This is a genomic window from Kitasatospora sp. NPDC101801, from assembly GCF_044766665.1.
GTDB lineage: Bacteria > Actinomycetota > Actinomycetes > Streptomycetales > Streptomycetaceae > Kitasatospora.
Window position 1 is genome coordinate 556,285 of the sequence record NZ_JBIWML010000001.1, and the last position, 20,945, is coordinate 577,229.

The 20,945-nt window shown below is 72.7% G+C and carries 19 protein-coding genes; 4 read left to right on the forward strand and 15 right to left on the reverse strand.

Features of this window, described 5'->3' with window-relative positions; genetic code table 11:
- Nucleotides 1-65: 65 nt before the first annotated feature.
- From ACIRPK_RS02475 to ACIRPK_RS02500, 6 genes are all read right to left on the reverse strand, one after another.
- Nucleotides 66-2,426 (reverse strand): collagenase, encoded by a 2,361-nt coding sequence (locus ACIRPK_RS02475; protein WP_403031775.1) that lies wholly within the window; start codon nt 2,424-2,426, stop codon nt 66-68.
- A 127-nt stretch (nt 2,427-2,553) separates the two neighbouring features.
- Complete coding sequence (locus ACIRPK_RS02480; RefSeq protein ID WP_403031778.1) at nt 2,554-3,534, reverse strand: ABC transporter ATP-binding protein; 981 nt, start codon at nt 3,532-3,534, stop codon at nt 2,554-2,556.
- A complete protein-coding gene (locus tag ACIRPK_RS02485) occupies nt 3,531-4,529 on the reverse strand; it encodes an ABC transporter ATP-binding protein (RefSeq protein WP_403031781.1) in 999 nt (332 codons plus the stop codon). Before ACIRPK_RS02485 ends, ACIRPK_RS02480 begins: the two co-directional genes overlap by 4 nt.
- Nucleotides 4,526-5,515 carry an ABC transporter permease gene (locus ACIRPK_RS02490; RefSeq protein ID WP_403031784.1) on the reverse strand — a complete coding sequence of 330 codons (990 nt, stop codon included), beginning with the start codon at nt 5,513-5,515 and terminating at the stop codon, nt 4,526-4,528. The genes ACIRPK_RS02485 and ACIRPK_RS02490 overlap by 4 nt, the downstream gene beginning before the upstream one ends.
- Complete coding sequence (locus ACIRPK_RS02495) at nt 5,512-6,501, reverse strand: ABC transporter permease (protein ID WP_403031787.1); 990 nt, start codon at nt 6,499-6,501, stop codon at nt 5,512-5,514. The genes ACIRPK_RS02490 and ACIRPK_RS02495 overlap by 4 nt, the downstream gene beginning before the upstream one ends.
- Nucleotides 6,502-6,514: 13 nt before the next feature.
- Nucleotides 6,515-8,251 (reverse strand): ABC transporter substrate-binding protein, encoded by a 1,737-nt coding sequence (locus tag ACIRPK_RS02500; protein WP_403031790.1) that lies wholly within the window; start codon nt 8,249-8,251, stop codon nt 6,515-6,517.
- 258 nt (nt 8,252-8,509) lie between these two features.
- Between ACIRPK_RS02500 and ACIRPK_RS02505 the strand changes: the two genes are divergently transcribed.
- Together ACIRPK_RS02505 and ACIRPK_RS02510 are read left to right on the forward strand one after the other, a co-directional pair.
- Nucleotides 8,510-9,952 carry an aminopeptidase P family protein gene (locus ACIRPK_RS02505; RefSeq protein WP_403031793.1) on the forward strand — a complete coding sequence of 481 codons (1,443 nt, stop codon included), beginning with the start codon at nt 8,510-8,512 and terminating at the stop codon, nt 9,950-9,952.
- Nucleotides 9,953-10,011: 59 nt separating this feature from the next.
- A complete protein-coding gene (locus tag ACIRPK_RS02510; protein WP_403031796.1) occupies nt 10,012-10,383 on the forward strand; it encodes a MerR family transcriptional regulator in 372 nt (123 codons plus the stop codon).
- Here ACIRPK_RS02510 and ACIRPK_RS02515 read toward each other — a convergent pair.
- From ACIRPK_RS02515 to ACIRPK_RS02530, 4 genes are all read right to left on the reverse strand, one after another.
- Nucleotides 10,362-11,393: a nitronate monooxygenase gene (locus ACIRPK_RS02515; RefSeq protein WP_403031799.1), complete on the reverse strand. Its 1,032-nt coding sequence runs from the start codon at nt 11,391-11,393 to the stop codon at nt 10,362-10,364. The two genes, ACIRPK_RS02510 and ACIRPK_RS02515, sit on opposite strands and share 22 nt — an antisense overlap.
- Nucleotides 11,390-12,070 (reverse strand): TetR/AcrR family transcriptional regulator, encoded by a 681-nt coding sequence (locus tag ACIRPK_RS02520; protein WP_403031802.1) that lies wholly within the window; start codon nt 12,068-12,070, stop codon nt 11,390-11,392. Before ACIRPK_RS02520 ends, ACIRPK_RS02515 begins: the two co-directional genes overlap by 4 nt.
- 92 nt (nt 12,071-12,162) lie before the next feature.
- Nucleotides 12,163-12,795 carry a response regulator gene (locus ACIRPK_RS02525; protein WP_403031805.1) on the reverse strand — a complete coding sequence of 211 codons (633 nt, stop codon included), beginning with the start codon at nt 12,793-12,795 and terminating at the stop codon, nt 12,163-12,165.
- Nucleotides 12,792-14,009: a sensor histidine kinase gene (locus ACIRPK_RS02530; protein ID WP_403031807.1), complete on the reverse strand. Its 1,218-nt coding sequence runs from the start codon at nt 14,007-14,009 to the stop codon at nt 12,792-12,794. The genes ACIRPK_RS02525 and ACIRPK_RS02530 overlap by 4 nt, the downstream gene beginning before the upstream one ends.
- 178 nt (nt 14,010-14,187) lie before the next feature.
- Here ACIRPK_RS02530 and ACIRPK_RS02535 point away from each other — a divergent pair, with 178 nt between their 5' ends.
- Nucleotides 14,188-15,258 (forward strand): FtsX-like permease family protein, encoded by a 1,071-nt coding sequence (locus ACIRPK_RS02535; protein WP_403031809.1) that lies wholly within the window; start codon nt 14,188-14,190, stop codon nt 15,256-15,258.
- Complete coding sequence (locus ACIRPK_RS02540; protein WP_403031811.1) at nt 15,255-15,950, forward strand: ABC transporter ATP-binding protein; 696 nt, start codon at nt 15,255-15,257, stop codon at nt 15,948-15,950. Before ACIRPK_RS02535 ends, ACIRPK_RS02540 begins: the two co-directional genes overlap by 4 nt.
- Here ACIRPK_RS02540 and ACIRPK_RS02545 read toward each other — a convergent pair.
- From ACIRPK_RS02545 to ACIRPK_RS02565, 5 genes are all read right to left on the reverse strand, one after another.
- Complete coding sequence (locus ACIRPK_RS02545) at nt 15,947-16,534, reverse strand: Uma2 family endonuclease (RefSeq protein WP_403031813.1); 588 nt, start codon at nt 16,532-16,534, stop codon at nt 15,947-15,949. The genes ACIRPK_RS02540 and ACIRPK_RS02545 overlap by 4 nt on opposite strands.
- A gap of 299 nt (nt 16,535-16,833) precedes the next feature.
- Nucleotides 16,834-17,547 carry a GntR family transcriptional regulator gene (locus ACIRPK_RS02550; RefSeq protein ID WP_403031814.1) on the reverse strand — a complete coding sequence of 238 codons (714 nt, stop codon included), beginning with the start codon at nt 17,545-17,547 and terminating at the stop codon, nt 16,834-16,836.
- Between the two features lie 69 nt (nt 17,548-17,616).
- On the reverse strand, nt 17,617-18,516 hold the full coding sequence (locus ACIRPK_RS02555; RefSeq protein ID WP_403031816.1) for an ornithine cyclodeaminase family protein: 900 nt from the start codon (nt 18,514-18,516) through the stop codon (nt 17,617-17,619).
- Entirely contained in the window at nt 18,516-19,547 is a 1,032-nt protein-coding gene (locus tag ACIRPK_RS02560; protein WP_403031817.1) for a proline racemase family protein, read from the reverse strand. Before ACIRPK_RS02560 ends, ACIRPK_RS02555 begins: the two co-directional genes overlap by 1 nt.
- Entirely contained in the window at nt 19,544-20,932 is a 1,389-nt protein-coding gene (locus ACIRPK_RS02565; RefSeq protein WP_403031819.1) for an aldehyde dehydrogenase family protein, read from the reverse strand. The genes ACIRPK_RS02560 and ACIRPK_RS02565 overlap by 4 nt, the downstream gene beginning before the upstream one ends.
- Nucleotides 20,933-20,945 lie beyond the last annotated feature (13 nt).

Below are 20,945 nucleotides of genomic sequence, written 5' to 3' on the forward strand. Positions count from 1 at the left end.
TGTGGAGCCTGGTCGGACGCGGCCCGCCGTTACGGTTCCCCGCCGCGCCCGACCAGGGGTTCGGGTCACCTGCGGAGCGGGCCCTCGCAGGTGTAGTCGGCGGTGCCGGCCTTACCGCCGGGCCAGACGTTGACCGCACCGAAGTAGCAGTTCATGTCGTCCAGGTTGTCGGCGACGCCCTTGGTCCGGCTCAGCAGGAAGTAGTCGACCGTGTAGGACATGTCGTTGAAGACCCGGTCGGGGTTGTTCGCGTCGGCCAGGTTGGCGGTGATCGCCCCGGTGCAGACGAAGCGCATCGGCTTGTTCGCCCAGTCCCCGTTGTCCTTGCAGGACGGGGTGTTCTGGGTGGCGGCGGCGATCGCGGACTGCACCTCGGCGGCGTAGGCGTACTTCAGCGCGCCGTTGGCGCTGAACGAGGTGTTCGGCACGTACAGGCTCGGGGCGATCGCGATCTGGGCGTCCAGGAAGGCGTCGTACTCGGCCTGCAGGCCCCGGTCGGCGCCGGTGCTGGTGCGCCAGGCGTCGAATCCGGCCGGGTCGTCGGCGCGCAGGTAGCCGTACATCTCGCGGAGCTTGGCCGGGTGCTTCGCCCAGAGGAACTCGTAGAAGGTGCCGGCGTAGTTGTAGAAGTGGAAGGCCGGGGTGTCGTCGTAGCTCGCGTGCAGCACCTGGGCGACGGTGAGCCGCGGGATGCCGGCCGCCTCGTCCGAGGCCAGCTTGGCCACCAGCGACCTGCGGACCTTGACGCCCTGGTCCCGGGTCGAGCCGTCGAAGAACTCGGCGGTGCCCTCGTCCATCGCGGTGGTCAGGTCCTTCGCGTACCAGCGCGCGTCACCGAAGTAACCCGGCACCGCCCAACGGCCGTTCAGGTAGTGGGTGTACTCGTGCCGGAACAGCTCCTCCAGCGTCAGGTACGACTCCGCCGTGGTCCGCTGGTAGGTGTAGAAGGTGGCGCCGCGCTCGATGTAGATGCCGCCGTTGTTGGTGGCCATCCCGGTCAGCAGCGGGTGGTACACCTCGTAGTCCGAACGCGTGGCGTACAGCTGGATGTTAAGGGTGGCGTTCGGGTCGCCGGCCAGCGGGACGTCGGTGCCGAGCACCCGGAAGAACTGGGTCTTCACCTGCTTGCTGGCGTAGTACATCTGGTCCACGGTTGCCCGGTCCAGTGCGGTGCGGACCGAGACGGCGCCGTTGTCGTACTTGTAGGTGTAGGGGAAGAGCTTCGCCTCGACGTCGCTGGTGCAGACCCGGAACTGGGCGCAGTTCCCGTAGTAGTTGGCCCAGCCGGCCACCTTGACCCAGGGCGCCGACCACTGGCCGAAGGTGGCCTTGGTGAGGTCCAGCAGGCTGCCGATCTCGGCGGTGGTGCCGGCCCGCAGGGCGGCGATCTGGCCGAACCGGCCGTACTCGCCGACCGCGTCCCGGGCCAGCCACTCGTTCTGGGTGCCCTTGAGGTGGCCGTACCCGGCGAAGGCCCGGAAGGCGGCCCGGAAGGAGGGGTCGGCGGCAGCCACCGGCAGGAACGCCGGGTCCTGGTTGGAGACGCCGAGCCAGCTGAGGTTGAGCGCGGCCAGGCCGGCGGTGCCCCAGGCCCAGCTGTCGGCGACCTTGGTGCCGGGGGCGAACTTGGCCAGCACCTTCTTCGCCAGGCCGAGGTTGTTCTGACGCAGCCCCACCGAGCCTGCGGTGGTGGTCATCTCACGGAGGGTCACACCGGCCAGCTCGGTGTCGTCGAAGGCGTGCGGGCTGTTCCCGTACGCCGTGACGGCCTGCTGGATCGCGGCCAGCGTGGCGGCGTCGGTGACGTCGATGCCGTTCTGGTTGAAGTCGAAGTAGACCGTGGCGTGCAGGAAGGTCCACAGCTCGTAGAGGTGGGCCGCGCCGGTGCCGTCGTCGGAGCCGGCGAGCTTGCCGATCCGCTGCGCGACGGCCTGGACGTGGGCGTCGTCCATCGTGGTGGTGTACCTGGCGTCCCAGGTCCAGAGGAAGTTCTTCAGGCAGCCGTCCACCGTGACGGCCGGGTCGGTCAGGAAGTCGGCGAGCGCGTTCGGGCTCAGGCCGGTCATCCCTGCCAGGGTGCACGGCACCCCGGCGGCGGTGGTCGCGGCGGTGCCGCTCGCGGCGAGTTCGGCGGCGGTCGGGGCGGGGGCGCCGACCCGGTCGGGCAGCATTCCGGGGACCGGTCCGCTGCCGAGCGAGCCGCCACCGGGGGCGGGCGCCGCGGTGCCGGCCCGGGCGGTGGCGTCGCCGAGCCGGTCCACCTCGTCGTACCCGGTCGGTGCCACGGGTGCCGGCGCGGTCGCGGCCGCCGGGGCGGCGACCGGGGACTGGGCGAGCGCCTGGCCGGTCTGGATCGCGGGCAGCGTCAGGGTGGCGGTGAGCACGGCGGCGAGCAGGACCCGGCGCGCGGTGAAGGAAGTTGCCATGGTTCTTCTCCGAGTGGGGTGGAGAGGTGGGGGCGCACCGGGTGGGGACGGTGCGTGGAGCTCGCGCCGCCGCCGCGTGGGACGAGGGTGTGCGGCGGCGGCGCGGCGGAGGACCGACGGGGGAGCGTCAGGCCTCGGGGAAGTGGCAGGCGGCCTGTCGGCTGCCGCCCGCCGGGGTGATCCGGAGCAAGGGCCGCTCGGTGCGGCAGATCTGCTGCGCCTTCGGGCAGCGCGGGTGGAAGGTGCAGCCGCTCGGCGGGTTGGCCGGGCTCGGCGGGTCGCCGAGCAGCACGATCCGTTCCCGGGAGCGTTCGGCGGCCGGGTCGGGCAGCGGGACGGCCGAGAGCAGCGCCTTGGTGTAGGGGTGCGCCGGGTTGGCGTACACCTCGCGCTGGTCGCCGATCTCGACGATCCGGCCCAGGTACATCACCGCGACCCGGTGGCTGATGTGCTTCACCACGGCCAGGTCGTGGGCGATGAAGACGTAGGCCACGCCGAGTTCGCGTTGCAGCCGCTCCATCAGGCCGACGATCTGGGCCTGGATGGAGACGTCCAGGGCGGAGACCGGTTCGTCCGCGACCACCAGCTCGGGACGGGTGGCCAGCGCACGGGCGATGCCGATCCGCTGGGCCTGGCCGCCGGAGAACTGGTGCGGGTAGCGGTCCAGGTGCTCCGGGGCGAGGCCGACCAGCTGGACCAGGTCGCGGACCTCGCGGTTGATCTCGGCGGCCGGGGTGTCCTGGGCCCGCAGCGGCGCGGCGATGATCTGCTGGACGGTCTGCCGCGGGTTCAGCGAGGCGAACGGGTCCTGGAAGATCATCTGGAACTTGCGGCGGAGCGGCCGCAGTTCGCGCTGCGTGGTCCGGGTGATGTCCTTGCCCTGGAAGGCGACCTGACCGGCCGTCGGGTCGAGCAGCCGGACCAGCATCCGCCCGGTGGTGGACTTCCCGCAGCCGGACTCGCCGACCAGCCCGAGCGTCTCGCCGGGGCGGACCTCGAAGCTGACGTCGTCGACCGCCTTGATCCCGGCCCGGCGGCCGAGGCCGGAGCGCGGACCGGGGAAGGTCATCCCCAGGCCCTCGACGGTGAGCAGCGGTTCGGTGGTCATGACGTCACTCCGTCGAATCGGCAGGCGTTGCGGTGCCCCTCCGCCACCAGGCGGAGCAACGGGCGCTCCGCGGTGCAGAGTTCACTGGGCTTCGCGGCGTAGACCGGGCAGCGCGGGTGGAACGCGCAGCCGGCCGGCGGGGCGAGCAGCGAGGGCGGGCTGCCGGGGATCGAGCGCAGGCTCTCCCCCTCGACCGCGTCCACCCGGGGCAGCGAGTCCAGCAGCCCCCGGGTGTACGGGTGCCTGGGGGTGGCGAACAGCGCGTCGGCGGAGGCCTGTTCGGCGGCGGCGCCGCCGTACATCACCAGCACCTCGTCGGCCACCCGGGCGATCACCCCGAGGTCGTGGGTGATCATCACGATGCCGAGGCCGCGGTCCTGCTGGAGCTTCATCAGCAGCTCCAGCACCTGGGCCTGGACGGTGACGTCCAGCGCGGTGGTGGGCTCGTCCGCGATGATCAGGTCCGGCTCGCAGGACAGCGCGAGCGCGATCATCGCCCGCTGGCGCATGCCGCCGGAGAACTGGTGCGGGTGCTCGCCCGCCCGGCGGGCCGGCTCGGGGATGCCGACGTCGCCGAGCACCTCGACCGCCCGGGCCAGCGCGGCCTTGCGGGTGCCGCCGTGGTGCTCCCGGTACGCCTCGGCGATCTGGTCACCGATGGTGAAGTACGGGTGCAGCGCGGTCAGCGCGTCCTGGAAGACCATCGCCATCCGGCGGCCGCGCAGCTTGCGGACGGTCTCGTCCGGGGCGCCGAGCAGTTCGGTGCCGTCGAACCGGACCGACCCGGTCACCTTGGCATCCCGGTGCAGGCCCATCACGGCCAGCGAGGTGACGGACTTGCCGGAGCCCGACTCGCCGACGATGCCCAGGGTCCGCCCGCGCTCGACCGTGAAGTCGACGCCCTTGACGGCCTTGACCACGCCTTCGGCGGTGGTGAACTCGACTTCGAGATCGGTGACTTCGAGCAGCGGTGTGCTCTTGCTGGGGGGTGTCACGACAGCCTCGCCCTCGGGTCGATCCAGGCGTAGACCAGGTCCACCACCAGGTTGGAGGTCACGATGAAGAAGGAGGCCAGCAGCGTGACGCCCATGATCACCGGTTGGTCGGACTTGTTCAGCGAGTCCGCGAACAGCTTGCCGACGCCCGGCAGGCTGAACAGCGACTCGGTGATCAGCGCTCCGGCGAGCAGGCCGCCGAGGTCCATCCCGAGCATGGTGGCGATCGGGGTCAGCGCGGGTCGCAGCCCGTGCTTGGTGACCACCCGGCGCTCACGCAGGCCCTTGGCCCTGGCGGTCCGGACGAACGGCTCCTCCATGGTCTCGATCACCGAGTTGCGGGTCATCCGGGCGTACAGCGCGGCGAACAGCAGCGACAGGGTGATCCACGGCAGGATCAGGTTGCGCACCCAGCCGACCGGGTCCTCGCCGAAGGCGATGTACCGGGGCAGCGGCATCAGGCCGAGCACCGTGACCACCAGGTAGAGCAGGATCATCGCGGTGAAGTAGACCGGCAGCGCGGCGATCCCGATGGTGCCGATCATCACGGTGCGGTCCACCCAGGTGTTCCGCTTCAGTGCGGAGACCACCCCGGCCGACAGGCCGAGCGCCAGCCAGCAGACCGCCGCGCCGAGCGCGAGCGAGGCACTGACCGGGAACCGGTCCATCATCAGGTCCCAGACCGGCTGGGCGCTCTGGAACGAGTAGCCGAAGCAGGGGAAGTCGCACTGGACCGCGTACTGGCCGCTGCCGAGCGTCTGGCCGGCGAAGATGCCGATCAGGTAGCGGCCGAACTGGACCGGCAACGAGTCGTCCAGGCCCATCTGCTGACGGACCATCTCGATCCGGTCGGTCGAGCAGTCCTTGCCGCAGAACTGGGCCGCCGGGTCGGCGGGGAACAGGTAGAACACCGCGAAGGTCAGCGCGCAGATCACCACCAGGGTGGCCGCGATGCCGAGCAGCCGGCGGATCAGGAATCCGATCACGACTTGCCGCCCTTCGGGTCCAGGGCGTCGCGCAGCGCGTCACCGAGCAGGGTGAACCCCAGCACCACCAGGAACAGGCAGGCGCTCGGCAGGATGAAGAACATCGGGTCGACCTTGTAGTAGAGCACCGAGTCGGCGATCATCTGCCCCCAGGACGGCGTCGGCGGACGGACGCCCACGCCCAGGAAGGTCAGCGCGGCCTCGGTGCCGATCAGGCCCGGGATGGCCAGCGTGATGTAGACGATGATCGTGCCGGACAGGTTGGGCAGGATCTCGGTGAGCAGGATGCGGCCGCTCCTGGTGCCGCTGGCGCGGGCCGCCTCGACGTACTCGCGGTGCTTCAGCGAGAGGGTCTGGGCCCGGATCACCCGGGCGATGTACGGCCAGCTGAAGACGCCCATCACGATGATCAGCAGCAGCACCCGGTTGACGTTCCGGGCCACCGAGAGCAGCGCGATCATGAAGATCAGGCTGGGGAAGGACATCATGACGTCCATGAACCGGGAGATCGCGGTGTCGATCCGGCCGCCGAAGTAGCCGGCCAGGATGCCCAGGGTCACCCCGATCAGGGTGATCATGATCGCCGAGGCGAAGGCGACCAGCAGACTGATCTGGGCGCCGTAGAGCAGCCGGGCGAAGATGTCCCGGCCGAGCATCGGCTCGACGCCGAGCCAGTGGTCGGGGCTCATCCCGCCGAAGCTGCCCTTGGGTAGTCCGCCGAGATAGGAGTTGATGGCCCTCTTGTCGGTGTCCGCCGGGCCCTTGCCGCTGATCGCGGTGAGCACCGGGGCCAGCAACGCGGCCAGGATGAAGAAGACGATGATGCCGAGGCCGGTGAGTGCGGCCTTCTGGCGACGCAGCCGGTGCCAGGCCAACCGCCAGGGAGAGGCGGGCTGTTGATGACGGTCGGCGGTGGAGACGGGGGCAGCGGGACTGGCCGCCGCCCCCGCTCCCTCGGCCGCGGCCGGAGAGAGCGGGGCGGTCATGGGGTACTCCCGACTACTTCGCGGTCTTCAGGCCGATGACGGCGAAGTCGAGCTGACCGGCCCACACCGGGTGGGCGAAGGCGCCGGCGATGTTGGAACCGACCAGCAGCGGCTTCTTGGCCCAGACCAGCGGCACGGCCGGGGACTTGTCCATGATCTTGGCGTCCAGCTCCAGCCACGCCTTGTTGGCCTGCTGGACGTCGCTCATCGCGGCGATCCGGTCCAGGTCGGCGATGGTCTCCGGGTCGTTGAACCGGGTGACGTTGCCCTGGTTGCCCTTGTCCTTGATGGTGCGGCCGTCGAAGATCATCGGCAGGAAGGTGGCGGCCGACGGGTAGTCGGGGCACCAGCCGCCGATCGAGAGACCGGGCTGCTTGGTCTTGTCACCGGTGATCGAGCTGACCGCGGTCGGGTCGACCGTGGTGATGGTGATCTCGACGCCGACCTTCTTCAGCGCGGCCTGGATGGCCTCCGCCTGCTGCTTGCCACCGGTGGAGGTGACCAGCTCGGTGGCGAAGCCGTTCGCGAAACCGGCCTCGGCCAGCAGCGCCTTGGCCTTCGCCGGGTCGCCGCCCGGCTTGATCAGGAAGTGGTCGACCGGCGCGCCCTGGGTGAGCACCGGCGGCAGGTAGGTGGTGGCCACGTCGGTGAACGCCGGGCCGCCCTGCGCGGCCGCGAAGGCCTCCTTGTCCACCGCGTACTGCATCGCGAGGCGGACCTTGGCGTTGTCGAACGGCGCCTTGGTGTTGTTCATGTCGAGCTTGGTGGTGCAGCCCGCGTTCTCCGAGATCAGCCGCTTCTTGATCTCCGGGTTGGTGAGCACCTCGCTGATCTTGGAGGGCACCAGGTCGACGTAGGAGATCGCGCTCTGGTCGTCGCCCTGGTCGGCGATCAGCCGCTCGGCCACACCGGTGCCCTTGAGGGTCTGGTCCACCACGATCTTGTCCGGGTACGCCTTGCGGACCGTGTCGCTCTTCGGGTCCCAGTTGGTGTTGCGGACCAGCACCATGCGCTTGCCGCGGTCGTACGACTCGATCTTGTACGGGCCGGAGGAGACCGGGTGGTTGCTGTAGTTGGCACCGGCCTCCTTCGCCTTCGGCACCGGCGAGAAGGTCGGCAGCGTGACGGTGTAGCCGAACTCCGCGACCGGGCGCTGGAGGTGGAAGACGATGGTCTTGTCGTCCGGGACCTCCATCGACTCCTTGCCCAGGCGCTGGCCGGCCAGCGGGCCCTTGTAGTCGGCCGGGGCGACCAGGTAGGTCCGGGCGTAGTCCGGGCCACCGGGCAGCTCGGGCGAGTAGGACCGCTCGACGTTGTACTTGATGTCGTCGGCGACGATCGGCGTGCCGTCCTCGTACTTCAGGCCGTCCTTCAGCTTGAAGGTCCAGGTCTTGCCGCCGTCGCTCGACTGGCCGAGGTCGGTGGCCAGGTCGGGCTCGATCTTCAGACCCTCGGCGCCCGGGGCCGCCTTGAAGGTGGTCAGGGTGCGGTAGAGGGTGCGGACGCCGAAGTCCATCACCGGCATGGTCCAGTTACGGGTCGGGTCCAGCTGGTCGAAGTCGACGTTCGACAGCAGGTTCAGGGTGCCGCCCTTGACGGGCGTCCCGCCGATGATGCCGTTGCCCTCGGTGGTGACACCACCCTGGTTGCCGTCGTCGCTGCTTCCGCCGGTGCTGGTACACGCCCCGAGGCCGAGGGTGAGTGCTGCCGCGATCGCCGCTGCAAGGGCGGCATGGGTACGCCTGGTCATAGTGCAACTCCGCAGTGGGAGGCCACAGTTGCGGCCTTGGTTCGCCCCGGGGCTGATCCGGGGCCACCGAGAGGGCGACCGCTGGGGTCTAGCCGCTCCAAGGTGTGACCCGTAACATAGTAATGTGAAATTGCACTGGCAAGGGATCGGGCGGCCCGTTACCGAGCTGTGTCCGGTAACCGCTCCAACTCCCGCCCCACGCAACGACATCAACACCACTGAATCCGGACAGACCACCCCGCCGAAGGAGTCGCAGACGTGACCACCGCCCCCCGCCCGCTGAACACCGGCAGCCACGACCTGCCCGTCTCCGCCGCCCTGGAGGCCTTCATGGGGACCGGCTGGGCCACCACCCCGCTGCCCGCCGGCGACCGGGTGCCCGGCTACGCCGTGATGCCCGGCCGCCGGGCCAGGCTCGCCGCCGCCTTCCCCGGCGAGCGGCTGATCGTCCCGGCCGGGCAGTTGAAGGTGCGCAGCTACGACTGCGACTACCGGTTCCGCCCGCACAGCGCGTACGCCTGGCTCACCGGTCTGACCGGCGAGGACCAGGTCGGCCACGTGCTGGTGGTCGAGCCGAACGGCGAGCCGGTGCTCTACCTGCGCCCGCGCTCGCCGCGCGGCGGCGGCAGCCCGTACGGCTCCGAGTTCTTCCGGGACCGCCGCTACGGCGAGTTCTGGGTCGGCCGCCGCCCCGACCTGGACGAGGCCGAGCAGCTCACCGGTATCCGGACCGCCCACCTGGACGACCTGGAGAAGCTGCTGACCGGCAGTCAGCCGGTCACCCGGCTGCTCGGCGGGGCCGACCCGGTGCTGGAGGCACTGCTGCCCACCGCCGTCGACACCGCGCTCGCCGGCACCCTCTCCGAGCTGCGGCTGGTCAAGGACGCCTGGGAGGTCGAGCAGCTCCAGCTCTCGGTGGACGCCACCACCGCCGGCTTCGAGGACGTGGTCCGCGCGCTGCCCGCCGCCCTCCGGCACGGCCGGGGCGAGCGCTGGCTGGAGGGCACCTTCAACCTGCGGGCCCGCGCCGAGGGCAACGGCACCGGCTACGAGACCATCGTCGCCTCCGGCGCGCACGCCTGTGTGCTGCACTGGATCCGCAACGACGGCGCGCTGGACCCCTCGAAGCTGCTGCTGCTGGACGCGGGCGTGGAGGTCGACTCGCTCTACACCGCGGACATCACCCGCACCATCCCGCTCAGCGGCACCTTCTCCCCCGTCCAGCGGCAGGTCTACGAGCTCGTCCTGGCCGCCCAGGAGGCGGGCATCGCCACCCTGCGTCCCGGCGCCAGCTTCCGGGACTTCCACCGGGCCGGCATGCGGGTGATCGCCGAGGGCCTGGCCGACTGGGGCGTCCTCAAGATCTCCGCCGAGGAGGCGCTCCAGGAGGACAGCGGCCTGTTCCGCCGCTACACCCTCTGCTCCAGCGGCCACATGCTCGGCCTGGACGTCCACGACTGCGCCAAGGCCCGCGCCGAGACCTACCTCGACGGCGTCCTGGAGGAGGGCCAGGTGCTCACCGTCGAGCCCGGCCTCTACCTGCAGCCCGACGACGAGACGCTCCCCGCCGAACTCCGCGGCATCGGCGCCCGGGTGGAGGACGACCTGGTGATCACCGCCGACGGCGCCCGGCTGATGTCCGGCGCGCTCCCCCGCACCGTCGCGGGCATCGAGGAGTGGATGGGCAGCATCCTCGGCTGACCGTCCGTCAGGCGGAACGGGTCTGTCCGGCCCGTTCCGCCCCGGGTGATGATGGCGGTATGACCACAGCTGCGTATCTGACGCCCGCTCAGGCGGTCGAGGAGTCCGGGTTCAGCCTGGACACCCTGCGGTACTACGAGAGGATCGGGCTGCTCGGCGACGTGCAGCGGTCGGCCAGCGGGCACCGGCGTTTCAGCGCCGAGGACCTGGCCTGGCTGGGCGTGCTGCGGTGCCTGCGGGACACCGGCATGCCGATCTCGGAGATGCTGCACTTCGCGCAGCTGGTGCGGTCCGGGGACGGCACCTTCGCCGACCGGCTGACGCTGCTGGCCGCGCACGACGACCAGGTGGAGGAGCAGATCGCCACCCTGCGCCGACGGCAGCAGGTGATCCGGGACAAGATCGCGTACTACCGCGCGGCGTTGGCCTGAGCGAGCAGTTCGGCGGTCAGGGCGGCGGCCGGACCGGTCCGGGCCCGCCGGTGACCGGTGCCCGCCCAGAGGTGCATCGCCGTCAGGTCGCCCCGGCGGGTGGCGGCCGCGCGCAGCGGGCGGGTCAGGTGGTGCACCTCGGGGTAACCGACCGGGGCGTAGGGCTCGTACCGGTCGATGAAGGCGTTCCGCAGGCCCCGGGCCGGGCGCCCGGTGAAGGCCCTGGTCACCGTGGTGCCACCGACGTGGCCGACCAGCGCCGCCCGGTGGTTCGGGTCGGCCCCGGACTCGTCGGTGCGCAGGTACGCCGTGCCGAGCTGGGCGGCGCTCGCGCCCGCGCGCAGGGCGGCGGCGATCCCGGCACCGTCCATCAGCCCGCCGGCCGCGATCAGCGGCAGCGGGGTCACCGCCCTTACTGCGGCGAGCAGTTCGGCCAGCGGCCGGGCGTCCGGCACCGCCGCCTGGCGGTGGGTGCCCCGGTGGCCGCCCGCCTCCGGGCCCTGCACGCAGAGCGCGTCCATCCCCAGCAGGGTGGCGGTCCTGGCCTCCGCCGGGGTGGTCACGGTGCCGATCTGGTAGCTGCCCGCCACCCGGAGCGCGGCGGCCTCGGCGGCCGAGGGCAGGCCGAAGGTGTACGAGACCACCGGCACCGGGTCGGCCAGCAGCAGCTCCAGCTTGGCCTCCCAGTCGTCCCGGTCCGGGCCGATCGACTCGGGCAGTTCGACCCCGTGCGAGGCGGCCTCCGGCCGCAGCCGGTCCCGGTAGGCGGCCACCGCCGCCGGATCGGCGGGCGCGTCCGGGACGAACAGGTTCACCCCGAACGGACGGTCCGTCAGCCGCCCGGTCGCGCCGATCGCGGCGGCCAGCCCGGCGGCGCTCAGGTAGCCCGCAGGCAGCAGGCCGAGCCCGCCGCCCTCGTTCACGGCCGCCACCAGGGCGGGGGTGGTACCGCCGCCGGCCATCGGCGCGGCGGTGACCAGCGGCAGCTGCATCGGGGTGCTCCGGTTCATCGTGGTGCTCCGGTCAGGTCGGCGGTACGGGCCAGGGCGATCCGTCCGGCGGTGCAGCCCGCCAGCCGGAGGGCCGCGTCGGCGACCGCGGGGGCCACCTCGGCGGCGGTGCGGTCCGGGTGCTCCCGGGCGGCCGCCACCCCGCCCTCGACCAGGCCGAGCAGCAGGTCGGTGCGCAGCTCCAGGTCCGCCGCCCGGGCCGACGGCCGCTCCAGCCGGGTCAGCAGCTCGCCGTAGACCGCCCGCAACTCCGTCCTGGCCCGGCGGAAGTCCAGGAACCGGTCACCCCGCACCTCGGGCAGCCGGTAGAGCGCGACCAGGTTGTACAGGCCGCCGAACAGCAGCTCGGAGTCGTACCTGACCAGCGCCCAGAGCGCGGCCGCCGGGTCGGGCCCGGCGGCGAGCAGGGTCCGGGCGAACGCCAGCGAAGGTTCGACGGTGCCCTCCAGCAGGGTGGCGAGCAGGTCCTCCTTGTGGGCGAAGTAGTGGTACATCGACGCCTGCCGCAGCCCCGCCAGCTCGGCCACCGCACGGGTGGTGGTCGCGGCGTACCCGTTCCGGGTGAACAGCGCGGCGGCTGCCGCCAACACCTGTTCCCGGCCGGACAGTTCGCTGTTCGACGGCCCGGCGGCGCGCGGCCGCCCCACCCGGGGCCTCGGGAACGCGGTACCTGACACCCGATGATCATCGCACAGCGCTCCGGCGCCCCGTCCGTCCCTGGACGAACGGCCCTCCCGGGCGACGGGCCGGGGCCACCGGAGCGGGCGGATCAGGCCGGGCGGATCAGACCGCTCGTCAGGCCCGAGGCGATCGCCGCCGTCCGGCTGTCCACGCCGAGCTTGTCGTAGATGTGCACCAGGTGGGTCTTGACCGTCGCCTCGCTGATGAACAGCCGCTTGGAGATCTGCTTGTTGGCCAGCCCGAGCGCCAGCAGCTGGAGGATCTCCGCCTCGCGCGGCGACAGCGTCGGCCGCCCGGCCCGCACCCGCCCGAGCAGCCGGGCCGCCACCGGCGGCGCGAGCACCGTCTCGCCCCGGGCGGCGGCCCGTACCGCCGCCGCCACCTCCTCCGGCGGGGCGTCCTTGAGCAGGTAGCCCGTCGCGCCCGCCTCTACCGCCGCCAGGATGTCGGCGTCGGTGCTGTAGGTGGTCAGGATCAGCACCGCCGGCGGGTCGGGCAGCGCGGTGATCCGGCGGGTGGCCTCCACCCCGTGCATCCCGGCACCCATCTGAAGGTCCATCAGCACCACGTCCGGGCGCTGCTCAAGCCCCTCCAGCACCCGCAGCGCCTCCGCGCCGTCCGCCGCCTCGCCGACCGCCGTCAGCTCCGGCAGGTCGTCCACCATCGCGCGCAGCCCGCGCCGCACCACCGGGTGGTCGTCCACCAACAGCACCCGGATCACTGCGCACCCGCCTCCGTCAGCACGGCCTCGGCCGTCTCGATCGTCCGCAGCGGCAGCGAGACCGCCACCACCGTGCCCTCGCCCGGCGCCGACTCCACCGTCAGCCGGCCGCCCAGCGCCGCGATCCGCTCCCGCATCCCGTGCAGGCCGAACCGCCGCCCCTCGCCCGAGGGCAGCGCCTGCGGATCGAAGCCCACGCCGTCGTCGAAGACGTCCAGCGTCACCTCGTCGTCCAGGTAGGTCAGCGTCACCGCCACCGCCTCGGCCCGGGCGTGCCGGGCCGCGTTGGCCAGCGCCTCCTGGGTCAGCCGGAGCAGCGCGACCTCCGCCTCCACCGGCAGCGGGTACGGCTCACCGTCCAGGTGGAACACCGCGCCCTGCCCGTCGGCCAGCCGCCGCAGCGCCTCGGTCAGCGTCACCCCGTCCAGCGCGGGCGGGGTGAGCGCCTGGACGAACCGGCGGGCCTCCGCGAGATTCGCCGACGCCGTCCGCCCGACCTCGGCGATCCGCTCCCGGGCCGCGCCCGGGTCGGCAGGCAGCGCGGACTCGGCCGAGCGGGCCAGCAGCACGATGCTGGACAGGCCCTGGGCCAGGGTGTCGTGGATCTCCCGGGCCAGCCGCTGACGCTCCGCCAGCCGGCCGGCCTCGCGCTGGGTGGCGGCCAGCTCGTCCCTGGCCCGGACCAGGTCGTCGATCAGCCGCTGCCGCTCCCGGCTCTCCCGGTACAGCGCGGCGTACCCGTACGCGGTGAGCAGCGCGACCACCGCGCCCGCCACCGGGCCGAGCACCTTCGCCAGGGTCAGGCCGCCCTCGGTGCCGGCCTGCCCGGCCACCACCACCACGGTCAGCGCACCCACCGCGAGGACGGCCCAGCGCACCGGCATCAGGTGCAGGCAGACGAAGTACAGCGGGAAGGCGAGGTAGCAGAACTCGGGGTGCGCGAGCGTCAGACCGATCCAGAGCAGCAGCACCGCGCCCAGCCAGAGCCCGGCCCACAGCCGGGTGGTGCGCACCGGCGCGAACGCGCCGCCGCTCAGGTAGACCGCCGCGAGCAGTATCGCGGTCAGCAGCGCACCGGGCCCCAGCCCGCCGTCGGCCACGCCCCGGGCCACCAGCACCACCAGCAGCGCCAGGAACAGGCCGTGCAGGGCGAGGTTCATCAGCCGCAGCGCGGGCGTGTTTCCGGCATGGCCGGGTGGTTCGGTACTGGTCACGCCTTCCGAGAGTACGGGGTGCGGGGCCCGGCTCCGCCCGGCACGGCATCAACCGTTCGATGGATTCCGGACTGCATCGCCCGCACGAGTGGAGTCCCCCTCCTCTCCCTGATGGCACGGGCCGTCCGCGCCGACAGGGTGGAGGAGTCGTCAGAACTCTCGTACCGGGAAGGCCACCGTGTTCGTCGCGCTCCGTGACATCCGCTTCGCCAAGGGGCGGTTCGCCCTGATGGGGGCAGTGGTCACCTTGATAACCACCCTGGTGGTCTTCCTCTACGGGCTGACCGGCGGGCTCGCCTCCGCCGCCTCCTCCACCATCGCCGAGCTGCCCGCCGACCGGATCGTGTTCGGCGCCCCGGCCGGGGCCGCACCGACGGTCTCGTTCAGCAGCAGCACCGTCTCGCCCGCCCAGGCCGACGCGTTCGCCGCCGCCCCCGGGGTGGAGTCGGTGCAGCCGCTCGGCATCTCGATGACCCGGCTGACCGCCAGCGACTCGGCCGCCTCGGTCAGCGTGGTCGGGGCCCCGGCCGGGCTGCTGCCCCCGCTGGAGTCCGGCACCGCCCCGACGGACGGTCAGATCGCGGTCGGGGCCGACACCGCCGCCGAGTACCACCTGACGGTGGGTGAGCAGGTCAAGGTCGGCCCGCGCACCGTCACCGTCTCCGGCCTGACCGCCGAGCGCTCGTACGGGCACGCCCCGACGGTGTGGACCACGCTCGCCACCTGGGAGCAGGTCAGCGGCCAGAACCGGCCGACCGCGCTCGCGCTGACCGGCTCGGACGCGGACCTCGGTGCGCTGGACGCGGCGCAGGGCACCGAGACCGTCTCCCTCGACGACTCGCTGGCCGGGATCAACGGGTACTCCGCCGAGCAGGGCAGCCTGCAGCTGATCCAGGGCTTCCTGTTCGCGGTCAGCGCCCTGGTGGTCGGGGCCTTCTTCACGGTCTGGACGGTCCAGCGCAAGCCGGACATCGCGGTGCTCAAGGCGGTCGGTGCGAGCAGCGGCTACCTGGTCCGGGACGCGCTGGCGCAGGCCGCCGCCGTGCTGCTGGGCGGGGCGCTGCTAGGCGGGGCGATCGGCGGGGTGGGCGGGCTGCTGGCCGCCGCCGCCGTCCCGTTCGACGTCAGCGTGGCGAGTGTGGGCGTCCCGGTCGCGGTGATGGTCCTGCTCGGTCTGCTCGGCGCCGGGCTCGCCGTCCGCCGCATCACCTCCGTCGACCCGCTGGCAGCGCTGGGAGCCAACCGATGACCACCACCGTCCAGTCCACCCGTACCGGCCTCGCCCTGCACGACGTGACCCTCAGCTACCCCGACGGCGAAGCCCGCCTGACCGCCCTCGACCGGGTCTCGCTCGCGGTCGCACCCGGCGAGTTCACCGCCGTCGCCGGGCCCTCGGGCTCCGGCAAGTCCTCGCTGCTGGCGGTGGCCGCCACCCTGCTCCGGCCGGACAGCGGGCAGGTGCTGATCGACGGTCAGGAGGTCGGCGCGCTGGGCGAGAAGGCCCGCTCGGCGCTGCGCCGGGAGCGGCTGGGCATCGTCTTCCAGCAGTCCAACCTGCTCGCCTCGCTGACCGCGGTGGAACAGCTGCTGGTCCTGGAGTCCGTCCGCGGCGGCAAACCCCGCGCCGCCCGCGAACGGGCCGAGGCCCTGCTCGCCTCGGTCGGCCTGGACGCCTCGAAGCAGCGCCGCCGCCCGCACCAGCTCTCCGGCGGCGAGCGCCAGCGGGTCAACATCGCCCGCGCCCTCTTCGGCGCGCCCTCGGTCCTGCTGGTGGACGAGCCCACCTCGGCCCTCGACCACGAACGCGGCGCCCAGATCGTCGACCTGCTCGCCGCCGTCACCCGCGAGCACGGCACCGCCACCGTCATGGTCACCCACGACCGCGACCTGCTGACCCGGGTCGACCGGGTGCTGGAGATGCACGACGGGCGGCTGGTCTAGCCCTTCTCCCCGAGCACGCCGTCCACCGCGAGCGTCACCGTCGCCCCGATCGACTCGGGGAGTGTGAAGCTCTGGCCCCGGTGGTGGACGGCGTGCACGCGGTACTCCCCGTCGGACGGGTCGGTGAGCACCATGACCTTCTCGTTCTTGCGGTCCACGATGACGTAGACCGGGATGCCCGCCCCGGCGTAGGCGGCGGGCATCTTCTTCAGGTCGTCGCTGAGGTTGCTGGAGGTCACCTCGAGCACCATCCGGAAGATCGCGGGGTCGTAGCAGTTGAACGCCACTCCGTGGTCGCGGTAGTCGGCATCCACAACGGCCAGATCGGGAATGGCGTAGTCCGAGGGCCCGTCCGGCAGCCACAGTCCGACAGCCTGAATGACCTTGCTCGCCTCCCCGTGCAACCCTGCGGCTCCGAGGGCGAGCACGAGTTCCGTCAGGGAGACGCCGTGCGGGCCGTCAGCAGGTGGTGTCACGGTGATCTGACCCCCGATGATCTCGACCCGGTAACCGATCAGCTCGTCGGACATCCTGTCGGCGACCTCGAGCAACGTCGGTTGCTGCTCCCCTGCTGCGGCGGACATGGTTTCCTCCGGCTGGCCGGTGTCGAGAGCCTCATCGTAGAACGCAGCCGCCGAACGCGACCTCGCTCCGTGCGGTTCACCCGTACGGGTAAGGCGTCAGGTCACCGGGGGACGAGCGGGACGTGGACGGTGCCGCGACAGGGCGAAACCGGAACTCCAGCCGGGGAAGGCCAGGCCGGGGCCCTGCGACCCGGCCGGTCCGATGCTGCCGAACGAGTTGTCCGTGGCGGCCACGCCGGTTGCACGCCGACGGGCCGCCGGTCCGCAGTGCGGTCCGACGGCCCGTCAGGGTGGAACGGTCAGCGCGCGCCGAGGCGGAGCGCCGGCGGCTCGGCCGCAGCAGCGGCCTCCACACCGGCCGCCCAGAGCGAGCGGACGTGGCCGAGGTGTTCGGCCATGCAGGTCTCGGCGGCCTCGGCGTTGCCGGCGATCATCAGGTCGAGCAGGGTGAGGTGCTCCTCGGCCGAGGAGACCAGCTCGCCGCGCTGGTCCAGCCGGTTGAGGCCGTAGAGCCGGGAGCGCTTGCGCAGGTCGCCGACCACGTCGACCAGGCGGGCGTTGCCGGCCAGGCCGAGCAGCGAGAGGTGGAACTGACGGTCCGCCTCCAGGTAGGCGATCAGGTCGTGCTTCCGGGCGGCCGCGACGATGGCGTGCGCCTCGGGGCGGAGCGCCTCGAGCTGCTCCCGGTCGGCGGTGCGGGTGACCCGGCCGATGGTGGGGACCTCGATCAGGGCGCGGATCTCGGTGTAGTCGTCGAGGTCGCGCTCGGTCAGCTCGGTGACCCGGAAGCCCTTGTTGCGGACCGCCTCGACCAGGCCCTCACGGGCCAGGTCGAGCATCGCCTCCCGGACGGGGGTGGCGGAGACGCCGAAGTCGGCGGCCAGCGCGGGCGCCGAGTAGACGACCCCGGGACGGAGCTCGCCGGAGATCAGGGCGGCCCGCAGGGCGTGGGCGACCTGGTCGCGCAGGCGCTCCTGGACGGAGATGAGGGCGCGGGGCTTGAGGTCCGCCATGGTGTTCCTCCGGGTGGCTTAGCAGGACACCATTGTACAATGTCACGTTACGTTGATTTGTAAAACAATTCAGGCAGCATTGCCCGACTCGTACTGTGCCGCCGCCACCGCGAGGTCCTGCCAGGCCATCCCGACGCTCTTGAAGAAGCGCGGGCGATCCGTGGGAACAACTGCCTTGCCGTTGACCAGTTCTGACAGGTTAGCAAGCCTGGATCCAGCCACACCAGGGATCAGCAGGTCGCCCGCCTCCCGGAGTGCGACCGAACGCGCCTCCACGTACAGCGCCGCCCGGTCCACCAGCGCCGTGTCCACCTCACGGGCGGTCGGCTCGTGCGAGCCGACCGCCGCCACCGCCGCGTGGTCCGGCACCAGCGCGCCGTCGAACAGCGGCTCCCGCGCCGTGGTGCAGCAGACCACCAGGTCGGCCTCGGCCACCGCGCCGGCACCACCCGCCGCCGCGTCGAGCCCGAGCCCCCGGGCGTACGCCACCAGCGCGGCGACCGGCTCGGGCGACCGGCCGACCACGGTGACCCGGGTCAGCGGACGGATCGCCAGCAGCGCGTCCAGGTGCGCGTAAGCCTGCGGTCCCGAGCCGAACAGCACCAAGTGCGCGGCGTCCGGCACCGCCAGCAGGCGCAGGGCCAGTGCGGTGACCGCCGGGGTGCGCAGCGAGGTGAGCGCGATGCCGTCCAGCAGCGCGAGCGGCTGCAGGGTCGGCCCGTCCAGCAGCAGGTAGCTGCCGGTGATCCGGGGCAGGCCCCGGGCCGCGTTGGCCGGGACCACACCCGCGATCTTCACCCCCGCGTACGCGGTGTCGGCGGCCGGCATCAGCAGCAGCTCGCCCGCCGGGACGGGGATGTTGCTGCGGGCCGGGCACTCCTCCGGGTCGAGACCCTTGAGCAGCACGGCGGCCAGCGCGTCGACGGCCTGGCCGGGAGTGAGGGTGAGCGGCAGCTGGGCGATGGTCATCAGAGCAGGAACCCCGTCCCGAGAGAGTCGGCCGGGTCGAGCAGGAAGCGGTGCTCGCCGGTGCGGTGGGCGGTGCCGGTCACCTCGGTGATCCATCCGTCGCGGTGCTCCGCGGCGAGCCGCCCGGTGAACACGCTACCGATGACCGACTCGTGGCGCAGTTCCTCACCCGGCGTCAGACGGCCCTCGTCGGCCAGCAGGGCCAGCCGGGCGGAGCTGCCGGAGCCGCACGGCGAGCGGTCGATCTGACCGTCCGCGAAGACGGTGACGTTGCGCTGGTTCGGGCCCGCCGGGGTGTCCGGCAGCTCCTCGTACAGGATCACCCCGTAGACGCCGGAGAGCAGCGGGTCGGACAAGTGCCGGGTGGCCGGCTCGTCGGCCAGCGCGGCCCTGATCTCCCGCCCCACGGAGGTGAGTTCGGGCAGCGAGGCGGTGTCGACGGTCAGCCCGAGGTCAGCCGCCCGGACCGAGGCGTAGCAGGCGCCGGAGTGCGCCAGGTCGACCGCGACCGTCCCGCGCGAGGTGGCCACCGCGAGCTTGCGGGCGGTGACGGCGGTGGGCACGTTCCGGAAGGTGACCGCGGTGGTCCGGCCGCCGGTGCGGTGCACGGCGGCGCTCACCCGGCCTGACGGTACGTCGATCCGGACCCGTACGGTGCCGTCCGCCGGGGCGGCCACCAGGCCGGAGTCGACCGCCCAGGCGCCGAGCGCGATGGTGCCGTGACCGCAGGCGGTGGAGTAGCCGTCCTTGTGCCAGAACAGCACCCCGAGGTGCGCCTCGCTGTCGTCGGCCGGGACCACGAAGCCGCCGTACATCCCGGCGTGCCCGCGCGGCTCGCGGGTGAGCAGGCGGCGGATGTCGTCCAGCGCGCTCGGGCGCGGGGCGGTCGCGCTGCCACCCGCGCCGAGCGCGATGGCGCGGCGCTCGGCGACGGTGTCGCCGGGGATCGGCGGCAGCCCGGCGGTGACGATCCGGAACGGCTCGCCGGCCGTGTGGTAGTCGACCGTGTGGACCGGCGTCAGCGCGGTCATCGCGGCGATCCGGCCGGCAGCAGGGTGACGGTCCGCTCGGCGGTGTAGAAGTCGAGCACGGCCTGCCCCTGCTCGCGCGGCCCGTGGCCGGCGCCCTTGGCACCGCTGAACGGGACGTGGAAGTCCACGCCGCTGGACGGCGCGTTCACCCGGACCATGCCCGCGTCGAGCCGGTCGGCCGCCGCCAGCGCGGTGTCCAGGTCCCGGGTGTGCACCGAGGTGGAGAGGCTGTGCCGGGTGTCGTTGGCGACCGCGATCGCCTCGTCCAGGTCGGCGGCGCGCAGCAGCACGGCCACCGGGCCGAAGAACTCCTCGGTGCGCAGCGGGTGTCCGGCCGGGACCTCCTCCAGCAGGGTCGGCTCGAGGAACCAGCCGTCCCGCTCGATCCGGTTGCCGCCCGCGAGCGCGGTGGCACCGGCGGCGACGGCGGTGTCCACGGCCTCGGTCAGGCGGTCCAGCGCGGGCTCGTTGATCACCGGGCCGCAGACCTCGGTCAGTGCGGTCGGCTCGGCGATCGCGGCCAGCGCCTTGGCGAGCGCGGCGGCCAGCGGCTCGTACGCGTCGCCGACGGCGATCACCCGGCTGGTGGCGGTGCACTTCTGCCCCGCGTAGCCGGCGATCGCGGCGGCCAGGTGGGCGGCGGCCTGGGCGATGTCGGCGTCCGGCAGCACGATGGCGGCGTTCAGGCCGCCCATCTCGGCCTGCACCGGGATGCCGCGCTCGGTGGTCGCGGCGACCACGGCCCGGCCGACGGCGGTGGAGCCGGTGAACGAGACCACGTCGGCGGCCGCGACCAGCGCCGCCCCCTCCTCGCCGCCGCCCGGCAGCACGGTCAGCACGCCCTCGGGCAGGCCCGCGAGCTCGGCCAGCCGGAGCGCGCAGGCGGTGCCCTCGGGGGCCGGCTTGAGCACCACGGTGTTGCCGACCGCGAGCGCCGGGGCAGCCTTCCAGGTCGGGATGGCGAGCGGGAAGTTCCACGGCGTGATCAGCCCGGCCACCCCGTACGGACGACGGCGGGTCAGCAGCAGGCCCGGCCCGGCGGCGGGCTCGTGCACGGCACCTGACGCGGCGTAGGGCGCCTGCGCGTAGTAGCGCCAGATCGCCACCGTACGGGCCACCTCGCCGCGGGCCTCGGCGTGCGGCTTGCCGACCTCGCGGACGATCAGGGTGGCGAGTTCGTCGGCATGCGACTCGACTGCGTCGGCGGCGCGGCCCAGCGCGGCGGAGCGGCCGCCGGCCCCGAGGGCCAGCCAGCCGGCCTGGGCGGCGCGGGCCCGCTCGACGGCGGCCGTGGTCCCGGCCCCTCCGGCGGCTTCGACCTCGATGACCAGGTCGCCGGGGTCGGCGGGGTTGTACGAGCTGACGCTCACTTGGAAGCCTTTCATGCAGGTGCACCAC